Origin of the sequence: Nonomuraea sp. NPDC049725 (assembly GCF_040674795.1) — a bacterium.
Taxonomy (GTDB): Bacteria; Actinomycetota; Actinomycetes; order Streptosporangiales; family Streptosporangiaceae; genus Nonomuraea; species Nonomuraea ceibae.
The window spans coordinates 841,167-856,961 of the sequence record NZ_JBFANJ010000001.1; the positions used below are offsets into that span (position 1 = coordinate 841,167).

A 15,795-nucleotide genomic window follows, 5' to 3' on the forward strand; every position below is an offset into this window, starting at 1 on the left:
CGCGTGATCCGTAAGGCCGCGCTGCTCGCCGTGCTCTCCGCCGCGCTGCTCGCCCCCTCGGTGGCGGTGGCGCCCGGCGCGGCTGCCGCGATCTCGAGCAGGCAGGGGGTCGAGCTGACCCTGACCTCCATCACGCCCGACTACGCCACCGAGCGGGCGACCGAGATCAAGGTCACCGGGCGGGTGCACAACGCCGGCGGCACCGCGCTGCCCGGGCTGCGGGTGCGCGTCCGCTACTCCAGCCAGCGCTTCACCGACCGCGCGAGCATGAGCGCCTACCAGGCCGACCAGACGACGCTCACCCAGCCGTCCAACGTCTCCTCGCAGTCCAGCATGGTCATCCCGGAGCTGGCCGCCAACGCCTCGCAGACGTTCGAGCTGACGATGACGCCCGCCCAGTTCCAGCTCACGCAGTTCGGCGCCTACCCGCTGGCCGTCGAGGTCGTGCAGTGGGACTCCGTGCAGCTCGCCTCGCAGCGCACGTTCCTCACCTACGCGCCGCCGACCCCGGCCAAGCCCGTGCGCAACCGGCTGTCCGTGGTCCTGCCGGTCGTCGACCAGCCGCACCGGGCCGACGACGGCACGTTCGTCGACGACAAGCTGACCGCCTCGATGACCGAGAAGGGCCGGCTGTCCGACCTGGCGCGCATCGCCGAGGCCGCGCCCGCGTCCGTCACCTGGGTCGTCGACCCCGCGCTGTTCGCCGACGCCGACGCGATGACCAGGAAGTTCCGGGTCAAGGGCGAGTCCCAGGAGCGGGCCGCCGACCCGGCCGCCGCCGCCTGGCTGACCTCCATGCGCGCCGCGCTGGCCGACAACCCCGTCGTCGCGACCCCGTACGCGGATCCCGACGTGACGGCGCTGGCCCATCAGGGCCTCGACGACCTCACGGGACGGGCGCTGGCGCTGGGCGCCAAGGAGGCCACCCGGCTCGTCAAGCGCGACGTGAAGACGTCCACCTACTGGCCGGCCAACGGCCGGCTCGACGCCGACGCGCTCGACCTGCTGGCCGTCGGCGCGCCGAACGTGGCCCGGATCGACCGGGTCCTGCTCGACGCCGACAACCTGCCGCCCCAGGCCCCCGTGCCGGTCACTCCCGACGCGGCGAGCACCCTCTACAGCGTCATGGGGCCGGTCACCGCGCTGACCGCCGACGCCGAGCTGAGCCGCGTCTTCGAGCCGGACGCCGGCGGCTCGACCGTGCTGAGCAAGCAGCGCCTGGTCGCCGAGACCGCGACGATCTCCGCCGAGCCCGGCCAGACACAGCCCAGGTCGCTGGTCGTGGCCCCGTCCCGGCGCTGGAACCCCAGCCCGACGCTCGTCACCACCCTGCTCAGGACCGCGGGCAAGCTGCCCTGGCTGTCGCTCGCCCCGCTCGACTCGATCAAGGCGACCCGCACCCAGGTGCCCCGCGCCGGCCTCACCTACACCCAGCAGGACCGCAAGCAGGAGCTCGGCGCCAAATACCTGGCCGCCGTCAAGGAGGTCGCCGGCCAGGCGAGGGTCACCGGGCTCGTCACCGCTAGCGCCGGCTCCGACTTCGACGCCGCCGTGCTCCGGCTCGCCTCCTCGGCCTGGCGGGGCCGCCAGAAGACCGGTCGCGCCGTCGTCAAGGACGTGAGCGCCGAGGTCGAGAAGCGCATCGACAAGGTCGAGATCACCGGCGCCGGCCCCGACCGGCCACGCACACTGGCCGGGCGCGACGGCGTGGTGCCCATCAGCGTGAAGAACTCGCTGACCGCCCAGATCTCCCTGTTCGTCGAGGTCACCTCCAACGACCGCGAGCTGCTGCAGGTCAAGCACCGCGAGCCGCTGACGATCGGCGCCGACCAGAGCGGCACGGTGCAGGTGCCGATGACCGTCAACACCTCCGGGGGCGGCGGCGACGCCACGGTGACCGTCCGGCTGCTGACCGCCGACGGCACCCCCTACGGGGAGCCGGTCAAGCTGATCGTGCGCACCACCGGCTACACCGGGATCGCGCTGGTCATCGTGGGGGCCGCGCTGACGGTCATGCTGGCCGCGGTGGCGACCCGGGTGCTCAGGCGCCGATCCGAGCGGCGCACGGCGCGGGCCGCCAAGTCACGCGAAAGTGAGAGCCGATGAGCCGCATGCTCCGTGCCAGCGCCATCATGGCCGCGGGCACGATGGTGTCGAGGGTCACCGGATTCATCCGGACCGTCGTGCTGACCACCGCGATCGGCACCTCGCTCCTGGGCGACGCCTACAACACCGCCTACGCGATCCCCTACAGCATTCTCGACCTGCTGCTGCTCGGCGTGCTGAGCAGCGTCGTGGTGCCGATGATCGTCCGCGCCCAGCAGAGCGACCCCGACGGCGGACGCGCCTACGAGCAGCGGCTGCTGACGCTGTCGACGGTCGCGCTCATCGTCGTCGCGGCGGCCGCCGTGCTCGCCGCGCCGCTGCTCATCGACCTCTACACCGTCTGGGACCACCGCTCCGACGAGTACAAGGTCGCGGTCCGGCTGGCCCAGTTCATCCTGCCGCAGCTCGCCTTCTTCGGCATCGGCGCGGTGGCCGGGGCCATCCTCAACACCCGCGACCGGTTCGCCGCGCCGATGTGGGCGCCGGTCGTCAACAACCTGGTCGTCATCGGCGTGCTGGTCGCCTACCTGGTGATCGTGGGCGACAAGGGCGTCGGCAACGTCACCAACGGCGAGCTGGCCCTGCTCGGCCTCGGCACCACCGCCGGCATCGTGGCCCAGGCCACCGTGCTGGTCCTGGCGCTCAAGCGGGCCGGCTTCCGCTTCGTGGCCCGCTTCGACGTGCGCAACGCCAGGCTCGGCGAGATGGCCAAGGCAGGCATCTGGACGATCGGCTACGTGATCGTCACCCAGCTCGGGCTCGTGCTCACGCTGAACCTCGCCAGCTCCGCCGCCGCGGCCTTCCCCAGCCACGGCATCTCGGCCTACACGGTGGCGTTCCAGCTCTTCCAGCTCCCGTACGGGATCATCGGCGTCTCGGTGATCACCGCGATGCTGCCCAGGATGAGCCGGGCCGTCGCCGACGGGCGGTTCGACGAGGTGCGCTCGGAGTTCGGGTCGAGCGTGCGGCTGGTCTGCTCGATCATGGTGCCGGTGTCGCTGCTGCTCATGGTGCTCGGGCCGGCGATCACGGTGCCGCTGTTCGGCCACGGCTCCAACACGGTGGCCAACGCCGTCTACATCGGCAACGTGCTGCAGGTCTACGGGCTGGCGCTGGTCCCGTTCTCGCTCTTCCAGCTCCTGCTGCGGGTCTTCTACAGCTTCGGCGACACCCGTACTCCCGTCTTCGTCGGAGCCGGCGCGACGGCGCTCAACGCGGTGCTGATGCTGCTCTTCCACGCGCTGCTGCCGCCCGCCTACTCGGTCATGGGGCTCGCCTTCGCCTACGCCGTCGCCTACGCGCTGGGCACGGTCGTGGCGTGGGTCCTGGCCAGCCGCCGGGTCAGAGGGCTGGGCGGCTGGCAGGTCGGCATGGCGATGACCAGGATGTACCTGGCCTCGCTGCCCACCGCCGTGCTCGCCCTGGCGGCCGTCTGGAGCATGCAGGAGATCTTCGGCAGGCCCGACTTCCTCAACTCGGTGATCACTCTCGCCGTGGGCGGTGGCCTGGGGATGCTGCTCTATCTGGCCGTGGCGCACCGGATGCGGATTCCGGAGGTCAGCTCCATCGTTGGGATGGTCGCGGGGAGGGTACGCCGATAAAGGGCGCGGGCGGCGGAGGCGCTGGCACTAGCATGGTGACCGACACGCGCGAATGGAAGCAGGAGGGGCGTGGGCGGATCCACCCGGCATAGCGTGCCTACGTGGGACAGCACGCAGGCGAGCCGAGTCATGCGCACGCCTGTACGGCCGAGCGGAGAGAGCCAGTGAGCACATCTGCCGTCGAGCCGGGCACGCGCCTGTCCTCGCGCTTCCGGCTTGAGGACCGGGTCAGCGAGTCCGAAGGCGCCACATTCTGGAAGGCCATCGACGAGATCCTTGCCCGTCCTGTCGGGGTTCTCACCTTCGCCCCCGAGTTCCCGCGTGTGCACGAGGTGGTCACCGCCGCCCGCGCCGCGAGCCGGCTCACCGACCCGCGCCTCACCCAGGTGTTCGACGCCGCCGAGGACGACGGGCGCTCCTACGTGGTCAGCGAGTGGGTCACCGGTGACACGCTGGCCGACCTGCTGTCCGGGGGGCCGCTGGACCCCGAGCGGGCCGCCGGGCTGGTCGCCGAGGCGGCCGAGGCGCTGACCCATGCCCACGAGGCCGGCCTCTACCACCTGTGCCTGCGGCCCGAGCACCTGGTGTGGACCACCGGCAACACGGTCAAGGTGCTGGGCGTGGCGGTGGACGCCGCGCTGTCCGGCCTGACCACCGACCAGCCGGCGCTCGACGACGCCGAAGGGCTGGGCCGGCTGCTCTACGCCGGGCTGACCGGCCACTGGCCCGGCGACGAGGAGGAGGGCGGCCTGCCCGCCGCCCCGATGAACGACGGGCACTTCTGCACCCCGCGCCAGGTCACCGCCGGGGTGCCCAGCTATCTCGACACGGTGACGGTCCGGGCCTGCCTGCCCGAGTCGCGCCGGGGCCAGGGCGCGCTCGCCAGCCCGGCGGAGCTCGCCGAGTCGCTGTCGGGCGTGGCCAGGCCCATGCCGATCCCGATCCCGTACGACTCGTCGCCGCCGTCGGTGGTGACGACGGCCTCCCGCTCGGAGGGCCCCGACACCGGGCAGCAGGGGCCCGCCACCATGCAGCGCCCGCAGGTCGTCCACAGCACCATGCCCCCGCGAGGGGGCCCCAGCGTGCTCGGCCGGGTGCTCATGACGGTCGTGGTGCTGCTGGTGATCGTGGCCGTGGGCGTCGGCGCCTGGACGATAGGCCGGAGCCTGGGCAGTCCCGGCACCCGCGAGGCCGACCCCTCGCCCAGCTCCAAGGCGTCCGCGCCGGCGCGGGTCCAGGCGGTCAAGCCGGAGAAGGCGACCGGTTTCGACCCGCTGGGCGACAAGGAGGAGAAGGCCGAGCTCGCCGCGCTGACCATCGACGGCAAGCCGAGCACCTTCTGGAAGACCGACAACTACAACAACGCCGAGCTGGGCAATCTCAAGGACGGTGTCGGGCTTCTTCTCGACCTGGGCAAGTCCCGGCAGATCAGCGACGTGGTCGCTACGCTGGCCGACGCCTCGGGGGCCGAGGTCGAGCTCAAGGTCGGCGACAGTCCCGACCTGTCGTCGCTCAAGACCGTCGCCCGCGAGGAGAACGCCTCCGGAAAGGTGACGTTCAAGCCTGATCAGGCCGCAAGCGGTCGGTACGTTTTGATCTGGTTTACGCGTCTTCCGGCGGATGCAGGCAAGTTTCATGGCACCATCTATGAAGTAGTGGTGCATTCTCCAGGATCGGCATAATCAGGAATCCCTCTTGTGAACTCCCCACCCGAGACACCTTCAGCAGCGGATCGGCCCGCGGTCAGCGACGCCGAGCTGCTGACCGCGCACATCAACGGGGATCCACACGCCTTCAGTGAGATCGTCAAGCGGCACCGTGATCGCATGTGGGCGGTCGCCCTGCGCACGCTCGGCGACCCCGACGAGGCCGCCGACGCCGTCCAGGACGCCTTCGTCTCCGCCTACCGCAAGGCCGCCACGTTCCGCGGCGAGGCCGCCGTCACCACCTGGCTGCACCGCATCGTCGTCAACGCCTGCCTCGACCGGATGCGCCGCAAGTCGGTGCGCCCGGTGGCCGACGACGAGCTCATCGAGGCCGCCGAACGCGAGACGCCGGGGCCCGATCAGACCCTTGAGCGCGAGGTCTCCATGGAGGTCTCGGCCGCGCTCAAGCTGCTGCCCGCCGACCAGCGAGCCGCCCTCGTCCTGGTGGACATGATGGGCTACTCCGTCGAAGACGCAGCTCAGGTGCTCGAAGTGCCCAGCGGTACGGTGAAAAGCAGGTGTGCGAGAGGACGCGCGAAACTTGCCCCGATTCTTTCGCATCTGCGGAACCGATCGGACCTCAGTCGCGTCTCATCCGCGAAGGGAGCAGAACTTCGTGACGGGTGATACGCACTACGATCTGGATACCCTGGCCGATTTGGCCGAGGGTCTCCTAGACGCCGGCCAGGCCCGCCAGGTCCGCGAGCATCTCGCGGTCTGCGACCCCTGTGGGGAGCTACTGGCAGACCTCGCGGCGGTTCGAGAGGTGCTCGCGGCGACCCCAACACCGGCCATGCCGATGGGTGTCGCACTGCGCATCGACAAGGCGCTGGCCGCCGAGGCCGGGTCGTCCCGCGGAGGCGTCGGCCTCGTGCAGGCGCCCGACTGGGACGAGCTCATGCGCGACTCCCCCTGGGAGAAGACCGCGGTCGCGGCCTCCGACGAGCCGGCGCCCGAGCCGGTGCGGCTGGGGGTGGTCGCCGACGACGGCACGATCGTCCCGGCCAGGCGGCGCAGCGCGCGACGCCCACGCTGGGCGGTGCCGGCCGTGGCGGCTGCCGCGGCGGCGGCGGTCGTGGGCACGGCGGTCGTCTCCACCGGGCTGCTCGCCTCGGGAGGGGGCACGGTCGCTCCATCGGTGATCGCGGCCAGCTCGGCCGCCCCCGCGGTGACGACGCCGACCGAGGTGCCGGTGCGGGCCAGGGCATACGCGCTGACCGACAGCCAGCACAACTACAGTGACGAGAACCTGGCGCTGCCACTGGGCAAGTTCCTCGCACCGGCCCCGATCATCCAGGGGCCGTCCGAGGCCGAGCAGGCCGACAAGTGCGTCGGCAAGCTGACCAGCCGCACCAAGTTCAGCGTCTTCGCCGTGGACCAGGGCCAGTACAACGGCCAGGAAGCCATCGTCATGGCGTCGAGGAAGTCGAAGGCCGCCAAGCGGATCCGCATCGACGTCGTCGACCCGTTCAGTTGCAAGAACCTGCGCAAGCCCGCCATGGGCCGCTGGTAGCAGCCTTCTTCCCACGTCAGAGCCCGCTTCGGCGGGCTCTTTCGTGTTGCGGGTGGGGGGCGGGAATCACCGCGGCCTAGGATCTGTTGACGCGACTGGCAACAGCAGAAGAGGAAGGCGTGGGAGCGTTGAGCGACGTTCGTAACGTGATCATCATTGGATCGGGCCCGGCGGGCTACACCGCGGCCGTCTACTCCGCACGCGCCGAGCTGAACCCGCTGGTCTTCGAGGGCTCGGTGACCGCGGGCGGCGCCCTCATGAACACCACCGACGTGGAGAACTTCCCCGGGTTCCCCGACGGCATCATGGGCCCCGACCTGATGGACAACCTGCGCAAGCAGGCCGAGCGGTTCGGCGCCGAGCTCGTGGCCGACGACGTGGTCGAGGTCGACCTGGAGGCCAACCCCAAGGTCATCAAGACGTACGACAAGACCTACTACGCCAAGTCGGTCATCCTGGCGATGGGCTCCGGCTACCGCGAGCTCGGCCTGGAGAACGAGAAGCGCCTGTCCGGCCGGGGCGTCTCCTGGTGTGCCACCTGCGACGGCTTCTTCTTCCGCAACAAGGACATCGTGGTCGTGGGCGGTGGCGACACCGCGATGGAGGAGGCCACGTTCCTGACCCGGTTCGGCCGCATGGTGACCGTCGTGCACCGCCGTGACGAGCTGCGCGCCAGCAAGATCATGCAGGATCGGGCGTTCGCGAACGACAAGATCCGCTTCATCTGGGACACCGAGGTCATCGACGTCCTGGGCGAGAACCGGGTCGAGGCCGTCAAGCTGCGCAACGTCAAGACCGGCGAGGAGTCCGAGCTGGCCACCGACGCGCTGTTCCTGGCCATCGGCCACGACCCGCGCACCGACCTGGTCAAGGGGCAGATCGACCTCGACGAGGACGGCTACGTGAAGGTCGCCTCCCCCACGACCGCCACCAACATCGACGGCGTGTTCGCCGCGGGCGACGTCGTCGACCACATCTATCGCCAGGCGATCACCGCGGCCGGCACCGGCTGCTCGGCGTCTCTCGACTCCGAGCGCTGGCTGGCCAACAACGAGAAGTAAGGGAGCCCATCCGTGAAGGCAGTAACCGACGCCTCGTTCGAGGCGGACGTCCTCAAGAGCGACAAGCCCGTGCTGGTGGACTTCTGGGCCGAGTGGTGCGGCCCGTGCCGTCAGGTGGCGCCCATCCTCCAGGAGATCGCCAACGAGCACGGTGACAAGCTCGAGATCGTCAAGCTCAACATCGACGAGAACCCCAACGTGCCGCGCGAGGCCGGGGTGCTCCAGATCCCGACGATGAACGTCTACAAGGGCGGCGAGCTCGTCAAGCAGATCATCGGCGCCAAGCCGAAGGCCATGCTGCTGCGCGAGCTCGAGGGCATCATCTAGGTCCTTCTTGCTCCATGCGAAAGCCCCCTGCGGTCGCAGGGGGCTTTCGCATGCGTTTGTACGGCCTTCTGCGGGGCTCGTAGCGGGTCAGACGGGTCGGAGGGCACGCTCGGGGCTCATGGAGCCCAGGAGGCGTTCCAGGGCCACCTCGACGTCCTCTCGCCAGGAGACGGCGGACTTCAGCTCCAGCCTCAGCCGCGGAAACCGCAAATGCGGACGAACCGTCTTAAAGCCCACAGAGAGCAAGTATTCCGCCGGAACCACGCAACTAGGCTCTTCCCACTTCAGATCGCCGAACGCCTCGATGGCCTTCACACCGCGCCTCGTCAGATCCTTGGCCACGCCCTGGATGAGCATCCGGCCCAGCCCGCCACCCGAGAACTCCGGGATGATGTGCGCCGTCATCAGCAGCACCGCGTCGGCGCTCACCGGCGACGTGGGAAAGGCGACCGAACGCGGCGTGTAGAGCGGCGGGCTGTAGAGCACGAACCCCGCCGGCACGCCGTCCACATAGACGATCTTGCCGCAGCTCCCCCACTCCAGCAGCGTGCCGGAGATCCAGGCCTCCTTCTCCAGGCCAGGGTCCCCCGACTCCACCGCCCGCTCCCCGCTCATGGGATCCAGCTCCCAGAAAACGCACCGGCGGCAGCGGCGAGGGAGATCTTCCACATTGTCCAGGGTGATGTTGACCAGCCGACGCGACAACTACGGCCCCAATCGTTGACCCGGAAAAGCGCGCGAAAACCGCGTCCCCAGCTGGCATCGTAGCCCAGTGACGGTCACGCCAGCGGGTACCACGACGGTCAGCCCGGTCACGGGCGACATGTCCGGCTGGCGTAATCTGGTATCTCGGATAGCACTCACCTAGGAGGTGGGCCGTGACAGCAGAGCAGGATCACGGTCAGACGCCCGCGACCCAAGGGTCGCGCATCGACGCCTATGTCGATCGGTACGCCGCGCGAGCTACCGGGATGGTCGCCTCCGAGATCCGAGCTCTTTTCGCCGTCGCGTCGAGGCCCGAGGTGGTCTCGCTCGCGGGCGGCATGCCGTACGTCACGGCCCTTCCCCTCGACATGGTCGGCGAGCTCGTCTCCGAGCTCGTCACGCGGCGCGGCCCGGTCGCGCTGCAGTACGGCTCCGGCCAGGGCGACCCGCATCTGCGTGAGCAGATCTGCGACGTCATGCGCCTCGAAGGGATCCACGCCGGGGCGAACGACGTCGTCGTCACCGTGGGCTCCCAGCAGGCCCTCGACCTGATCACCCGCATCTTCATCGACCCGGGTGACGTCGTGCTGGCCGAAGGCCCCTCGTACGTGGGCGCCCTGGGTACGTTCGCCGCCTATCAGGCCAAGGTCGTGCACATCGCCATGGACGATCAGGGCATCGTGCCCGAATCGCTGGCGCAGACCATCTACGCGCTGGAGACCGCCGGGGCGCCGATCAAGTTCCTCTACACGATCCCGACCTTCCACAACCCCGGCGGCGTCACGCTCAACATGGCCCGGCGGCAGCAGGTGCTCGACATCTGCCAGCGGGCCGGCGTGCTCATCGTCGAGGACAACCCGTACGGACTCCTCGGCTTCGACGCCGAGCCGATGCGCGCGCTGCGCGCCGACAACGCCGACGGGGTCGTCTACCTCGGCTCGTTCTCCAAGACCCTCGCCCCCGGGTTCCGCGTCGGCTGGGCGCTCGCGCCCCACGCCATCCGCGACAAGCTCGTGCTGGCGATGGAGTCGGCCGTGCTGTCACACTCCTCGTTCACCCAGCTCGCCGTCGGCCAGTACCTGGCCACGCAGCCGTGGCAGGAGCAGATCAAGACGTTCAAGGAGCTCTACCGCGAACGCCGCGACGCCATGCTCGGCGCGCTCGAATCGCTCATGCCGCCCGAGGTCACCTGGACCCGGCCGGCCGGCGGCTTCTTCGTCTGGGCGACGCTGCCGGAGGGCCTCGACTCCAAGGCCATCCTGCCGCGCGCCGTCGCCGAGCGGGTGGCGTTCGTGCCCGGCACCGGGTTCTTCTCCGACGGGAGCGGCGCGCGCCACATGCGGCTGTCGTTCTGCTACCCGGAGCCCGACCGCATCCGCGAAGGCGTCCGCCGCCTCGCCGGGGTGATCGAGCAGGAGATGCAGCTCCGCGACACGTTCGGCACCGGCTCCGCCCGCGGCCACGCCGGCGTCGACACCCCAGGCCCCGACCTCGCCTGACCCCTGGAGGGGAGCCCGACCGGCTCCCCTCCCTCTTTTGGAAGCACCACGTCCCGGTACGGTCGAACGGCGTGCCGCCCTTACCTCCTGTGTACGGTCGAACGGCGTGCCGCCCTCACCCCCTCTGTACGGTTGGACTGCGTGCCGCCCTCACGTCCCACCCCGGTACGGTTGGACAGCGTGCCGTCAGCGGAGGAGAAGTGATGAGCGAACTGGGCCACGTGCTGGTGCTGGCAGGAGGTCTCTCCTACGAGCGGGAAGTCTCCCTGCGCTCGGGCCGCCGCGTGAGCGAGGTGCTCCGGGCGGCCGGCATCGACGTCGAGGCCCGCGACACCGACGCGTCGCTCGTCCCGTCCATCCTCGCCGACCCGCCCGAGGCCGTCTTCGTCACCCTCCACGGCGGCGCCGGCGAGGACGGCGCCATCCGCTCCGTCCTGGAGCTCCTCAACGTCCCGTACGTCGGCGCCGACCCCGACGCCTGCCGCGTCGCCTTCGACAAGCCCACCGCCAAGGCCGTCGTACGCTCCGTCGGCCTGCGCACCCCCGACTCGGTCACGCTGCCCAAGGAGACCTTCCACGACCTCGGCGCCACGGCCGTCCTGGGCCGCATCGTCGAGCACCTGGGCCTCCCCCTGTTCGTCAAGCCCGCCCGCGGCGGCTCCGCGCTCGGCGCGTCCATCGTCCGCACCGCCGAGGAACTGCCCGCCGCCATGGTCGGCTGCTTCGCCTACGGCGACACGGCGCTCATCGAGTGCTACATCGAGGGCATCGAGGTCGCGGTCTCGGTCGTCGACTTCGGTGACGGCCCCGTCGCGCTCCCCGCCGTGGAGATCGTGCCCGACGAGGGCGTGTACGACTACGCCGCCCGCTACACCGCCGGGCACACCGAGTTCTTCGCCCCTGCCCGACTCTCCTCCGAAGCGGCGTCGGCCTGCGCCGAGACCGCCGTGACCGCCCACACGGCGCTCGGCCTGCGTGACATCTCCCGCACCGACCTCATCGTGGACGCCACCGGCCGCCCGCACTTCCTGGAAGTCAACGTGGCGCCCGGCATGACGGAGACCTCGCTCCTCCCGATGGCAGCCGAAGCCGCGGGCCAGGACCTCGGCGAACTCTGCCGCATCCTCCTCCAAAACGCCGCCACCCGCACCCCCCGCTAACCGGACCCGCCCGCCGTCACACTCCCCCGGGCAGCCCCATGCCCTTGGCTGCCCCATGCCCTTTTGGCTGCCCCACGCCCCCGGCAGCCCCACCATCCCCCCAGCCGCTCCTCCGGCCCCTCCCCTCCGCCCCGCTGTCCCAGCCGACACCTCCGCAGAGCTGCCCCGCACCCAGAACCGCAACAACCCGACGACCCACACGTGGGGACCGTGGAAGACCCACCGCCGCACGGCCCAGCCACCGCACGGCCCAGCGACCGCGCGGCCCGGTGTTCGCGGTCCGGTGATCGCGGCCCGGGGACGGCGCGGGCCCGGGGACGGCGCAGCCCGGGGACGGCGCAGCCCGTGGATGGCGCGGGCTCGGCCACCCCACGGCCCAGCCGCTCCTACTGCCCTTCTCCCACCCCCGCGTCCCAGCCGACAGCTCCGCAGAGCTGCCCCCAGCCGGGATCTCGGCAATCCGATGGCCCGACGCGCAGGCACCACGGCAGGCCCGCCGCCGCGCGGCCCGGCAGCCTCGGCGCCCAGGCCGCGCGGCTCGGTGGATAGCGCGGCCTGGGGATGGCGCGGCCCGGCTGCCTCAGGGTCCAGGGATGGCGCAGCCCAGCCGCCTCACAGCCCAGCCGCCTCACAGCCCAGCCGCCTCACAGCCCAGCCGCCTCGCAGGCAAGGGGCCGCGCGGCCCGGATAGCGCGGCCCAGCCACCTCACGGGCTAACCACCAAGCGGGCCAGCCACCTCACGGCCAGCCACCTCACGGCCAGCCACCTCACGGCCAGTCGCCTCACGGCTCGGGCACCTCACGGGCCAGGGGCCACGCTGTCCGGGCACCTCGCGGGCCGGACCACACGGCGCCGGGGATAGCACAGCCCGGGACGGCGGGCGCGGGGACGGCCCGGCCTGGGGGTAGCGGGGCGCGGGGTTATAGCGCCCAGAGCCCGACCGGCCCGTGCACCTCACGGGTCAGGGGGCGCCCAGCGCGGGGGTGACCCCAGCGCGGGAAGTCCGGCACGGGAAGTCCGACATGGGAAGCCCGGCACGGGAAGCCCGGCACGAGAAGCCCGGCACGGGAAGTCCGGCGCCGGGGACAACGGCGGGCTCGCAGGCACCGGCGACCCAGAGCTTCGTAAGGGCCCTCCGCAACCCGCAGCCCGCAGGACCCTTCGGTACCGGGGCGGCGGCGTGGTGGCTTACGCGGCGGTGCGTAACCTGGCGGGGTGATCGAGCCCACCTACCCCAAGAGTTTCGCCAGCGACAACCACGCCGGCGTGCACCCCGCCATCCTCGACGCCATCACCGCCGTCAACCACGGCGACGCCCCCGCGTACGGCGATGACGCCTGGACCGCCGCCTTCGGCCGTCACATCAAGGACGTGTTCGGCCCCCGCGCGGAAGGCTTCCCGGTCCTCAACGGCGCGGGCGCCAGCATGGTCGGCCTCGCCCTCATGCTCGGCCGCTACGACGCGGTCGTCTGCCCGGCCACCGCCCACATCGCCAGCCACGAGACCGGCGCCGCAGAACGCCTCCTCGGCACGAAGCTCATCACCATCCCCACCCCGGACGGCAAACTCCGCCCCGACGACCTGTCCGGCCCCCGTTCCACGCTCGGCAACCACCACGACCCGCAGCCACGCGTAGTCTCCATCTCCCAAGTCACCGAACTCGGCACCTGCTACTCCCCCGCCGAACTAGCCGCCCTGGCCGACGCCGCCCACGCGGCAGGCATGCGCCTCCACGTCGACGGCGCTCGCCTGGCCAACGCCGCCGCCTACCTCGACTGCTCCCTGTCCGCGATCACCACGGACGTAGGCGTCGACGTCTTCAGCTTCGGCGGCACCAAGAACGGCGCCCTGGCGGCGGAAGCGGTCATCGTCCTCGACCCCACGCTCACGGAAGCCGTCCCCTACCTCCGTCGGCAGTCCCTCCAGCTGGCGTCGAAGATGCGCTTCGTCTCCGCCCAGCTCTCCGCTCTCCTCACGGACGACCTCTGGCGCCGGAACGCCTCCCACGCCAACGCCATGGCCGCCCGTCTCGCCGACGGCCTCGCCTCCATCCCGCAGATCACCTTGGCGTACCCGGTCGAGTCCAACGCGGTCTTCGCCACTGTTCCCCCTGCCGTCGCCGCCGCCCTCCAGGAGCACTTCCTGCTCCTCCCGCCGGACGAGTCCACCGGCATCGCCCGCTGGATGACTTCCTACGACACCACCCCCGCCGACGTGGACGCCTTCCTGGACGCCCTCCGCAACGCCGCCTCCTGACGCGCGTCCACGGTTTCACGTGAAACCAGTCCGCTGCCCAACTGAGGCAGAGAGGGATGGGCGCGTTCAGTGCCCGCCGCTTACAGGCAAGGGCCAACCCTGCGGAGGAATGCGATGTCCTCACCCGCAAGCAGAGCTAGGTCGCACAACACGGCTGACGGAAGTGCACCGCTAGGGCAGACGTGACGACAGGGCGCGAGTCGCGACGGTGGCGGTGAGGACCGTGACGGTAAGGCGCGGATCGAGGTCGCGGGGCAAGGACCGTGAGGGCAGGCGTGGATGGCAGTCGCAAGGGCTGGGATCGCGGCGGCCAAGCGTGCGGGATGGCCACGGGCGGAGCGCTGCGATGTTTCACGTGAAACCGAGCCCCCGGTGAGGCTGGTGGCGAGACGGCGGCCGTGTTTCACGTGAAACCGTGACCGCGTCCTTCGGCGAAAAGCCGGGTGCCGGTGTTTCACGTGAAACACCGGCTAACAGGGTCAGCCCTCGGCTTCGCGCATGACGCGGGCGGCTTCGGGGGCCATGGTGCCGATGATGCGCTCAAGGTCGTCGATCGTGGCGAACTCCACGACGATGCGGCCCTTGCGGCGACCCAGGTCTACCTTGACCTTGGTCTCGAAGTGGTCCGAGAGGCGGTCGGCGAGGTGGGTGAGGCCGGGAGCGGTGGGCTTGGCGGTCTTGCGCTCGCGAGTGGGCTTCTCGGGGGCGGCCTGAGCACTGCCGAGCGCGACGATCTCCTCGACCGCTCGTACTGAGAGCAGCTCGGCGACGATGCGGGTGGCGAGCCGGATCTGGTCCTCAGGGTTCTCCAGGCCGAGCAGCGCCCGCGCGTGGCCGGCGGAGATCGTGTTGGCGGCCACCTTCAGCTGCACTTCCGGCGGGAGCTTGAGCAGGCGCAGCGTGTTGGTGATGTGTGAACGGGAGCGGCCGACCTTTGTCGCAAGCTGGTCGTGGGTGGCCTGGAAGTCGTCCAGCAACTGCTGGTAGGCGGCGGCTTCTTCCAGGGGGTTGAGCTGTTCGCGCTGAAGGTTCTCGATGAGTGCGTCACGGAGGAGGTCGTCGTCCTGCGTGTTGCGGACGATGGCGGGGATCTGCTCCAGGCCGGCCAGCTTGCAGGCCCGCAGTCGCCGCTCCCCCATGATCAGCTCGTACTGCCCGCCGCCCACCGGACGTACGACGATCGGCTGCAGGAGGCCGACCTCGCTGATCGACGCCTGCAGCTCCTTGAGCCGCTCCTCGTCGAAGACCTCACGGGGCTGGCGCGGGTTGGGGACGATGGCGTCCAGAGGCACCTCGTGGAAGTACGCGCCCGCCACCGGCTTCGGGCCCGCGTCGGTCGCCGCACCGTTCGTGGCGGCCACCGTTCCCGTGCCGTCGACAATGGGGCCCGTCGGAATGAGCGCTCCGAGCCCCTTGCCCAATCCCCGCCGCTGCTGGCTCACTGCGTCTCCTCATTCACCCGGCCGAACCCGTTCACTCCAGGAGAGGTTACCGTTGACCACCCGACCGGGTGTCTCCTCGCCACACGCAGTCCCACCGGATTTGCACCGTCATGCCGTCAATGAGACAAAGCACCGCACCGGCGCCCCTTCACCGGCCGTACGTGGCGTCCCCGTCCGCCCGTTTCGGCGAAGAGCGGCACTCGTCCCTCACGCAGGGCTCGCTCCCCCATTGGGATACGGGTGCGGGAGGACGGGGGCCCGGGACGGTACGCGGAGGACGAGCGACCTTGACAGGCGCGGCCGGCTGCGGCGGGTGGGTGACGAGTGACCCCGGGAGCGCGCGTCCAGCGCGTCCAGCGCGGCGGGCGCGGCGGGCGCGGCGGGCGCGGCGGGCGCGGCGGGCGCGGCGGGCGCGGCG

General features: G+C 70.8%; 12 protein-coding genes and 1 pseudogene. 11 read left to right on the plus strand and 2 right to left on the minus strand.

Annotated elements, in window-relative coordinates; translation table 11 throughout:
• The first annotated feature begins 3 nt into the window (after positions 1-3).
• From AB0J53_RS04425 to trxA, 8 genes and pseudogenes are all read left to right on the plus strand, one after another.
• Complete coding sequence (locus AB0J53_RS04425) at positions 4-2,106, plus strand: hypothetical protein (protein WP_364168502.1); 2,103 nt, start codon at positions 4-6, stop codon at positions 2,104-2,106.
• Entirely contained in the window at positions 2,103-3,707 is a 1,605-nt protein-coding gene (murJ, locus tag AB0J53_RS04430) for a murein biosynthesis integral membrane protein MurJ (protein ID WP_364168504.1), read from the plus strand. Before AB0J53_RS04425 ends, murJ begins: the two co-directional genes overlap by 4 nt.
• 164 nt (positions 3,708-3,871) lie before the next feature.
• A complete protein-coding gene (locus AB0J53_RS04435) occupies positions 3,872-5,389 on the plus strand; it encodes a protein kinase family protein (RefSeq protein ID WP_219504392.1) in 1,518 nt (505 codons plus the stop codon).
• 15 nt (positions 5,390-5,404) lie between these two features.
• Positions 5,405-6,040, plus strand: coding sequence for an RNA polymerase sigma factor SigM (gene sigM, locus AB0J53_RS04440; RefSeq protein WP_219504391.1), 636 nt, complete (start codon positions 5,405-5,407; stop codon positions 6,038-6,040).
• Positions 6,030-6,131, plus strand: a pseudogene (locus AB0J53_RS04445) (hypothetical protein); the annotation flags it as partial. The gene sigM and the pseudogene AB0J53_RS04445, both read left to right, overlap by 11 nt.
• Positions 6,132-6,212: 81 nt before the next feature.
• A complete protein-coding gene (locus AB0J53_RS04450; protein WP_364168552.1) occupies positions 6,213-6,926 on the plus strand; it encodes a hypothetical protein in 714 nt (237 codons plus the stop codon).
• A 128-nt stretch (positions 6,927-7,054) separates the two neighbouring features.
• Complete coding sequence (gene trxB, locus AB0J53_RS04455; protein ID WP_219504387.1) at positions 7,055-7,987, plus strand: thioredoxin-disulfide reductase; 933 nt, start codon at positions 7,055-7,057, stop codon at positions 7,985-7,987.
• A 12-nt stretch (positions 7,988-7,999) separates the two neighbouring features.
• Complete coding sequence (trxA, locus tag AB0J53_RS04460; RefSeq protein ID WP_219504385.1) at positions 8,000-8,314, plus strand: thioredoxin; 315 nt, start codon at positions 8,000-8,002, stop codon at positions 8,312-8,314.
• 87 nt (positions 8,315-8,401) lie between these two features.
• Here the strand turns inward: trxA and AB0J53_RS04465 are convergent, their stop codons facing one another.
• Positions 8,402-9,019 (minus strand): GNAT family N-acetyltransferase, encoded by a 618-nt coding sequence (locus AB0J53_RS04465; RefSeq protein ID WP_364168507.1) that lies wholly within the window; start codon positions 9,017-9,019, stop codon positions 8,402-8,404.
• 266 nt (positions 9,020-9,285) lie between these two features.
• Here AB0J53_RS04465 and AB0J53_RS04470 point away from each other — a divergent pair, with 266 nt between their 5' ends.
• The 3 genes from AB0J53_RS04470 to AB0J53_RS04480 all read left to right on the plus strand — a co-directional run bounded on the left by AB0J53_RS04470 (position 9,286) and on the right by AB0J53_RS04480 (position 13,935).
• Positions 9,286-10,518: a PLP-dependent aminotransferase family protein gene (locus tag AB0J53_RS04470; RefSeq protein ID WP_246644667.1), complete on the plus strand. Its 1,233-nt coding sequence runs from the start codon at positions 9,286-9,288 to the stop codon at positions 10,516-10,518.
• A 203-nt stretch (positions 10,519-10,721) separates the two neighbouring features.
• Positions 10,722-11,678, plus strand: a complete 957-nt coding sequence (locus AB0J53_RS04475; protein WP_364168509.1) for a D-alanine--D-alanine ligase — start codon at positions 10,722-10,724, stop codon at positions 11,676-11,678.
• A gap of 1,216 nt (positions 11,679-12,894) precedes the next feature.
• Complete coding sequence (locus AB0J53_RS04480) at positions 12,895-13,935, plus strand: beta-eliminating lyase-related protein (RefSeq protein ID WP_364168511.1); 1,041 nt, start codon at positions 12,895-12,897, stop codon at positions 13,933-13,935.
• Positions 13,936-14,414: 479 nt separating this feature from the next.
• Here the strand turns inward: AB0J53_RS04480 and AB0J53_RS04485 are convergent, their stop codons facing one another.
• Positions 14,415-15,377: a ParB/RepB/Spo0J family partition protein gene (locus AB0J53_RS04485; protein ID WP_364168513.1), complete on the minus strand. Its 963-nt coding sequence runs from the start codon at positions 15,375-15,377 to the stop codon at positions 14,415-14,417.
• Positions 15,378-15,795 lie beyond the last annotated feature (418 nt).

Bases quoted from the DNA above. Each gene is read 5' to 3' on its own strand.
- murJ (WP_364168504.1), top strand. From the start codon at position 2,103: ATGAGCCGCATGCTCCGTGCCAGCGCCATCATGGCCGCGGGCACGATG.
- AB0J53_RS04450 (WP_364168552.1), top strand. From the start codon at position 6,213: ATGGGTGTCGCACTGCGCATCGACAAGGCGCTGGCCGCCGAGGCCGGG.
- AB0J53_RS04470 (WP_246644667.1), top strand. From the start codon at position 9,286: ATGGTCGCCTCCGAGATCCGAGCTCTTTTCGCCGTCGCGTCGAGGCCC.
- AB0J53_RS04475 (WP_364168509.1), top strand. From the start codon at position 10,722: ATGAGCGAACTGGGCCACGTGCTGGTGCTGGCAGGAGGTCTCTCCTAC.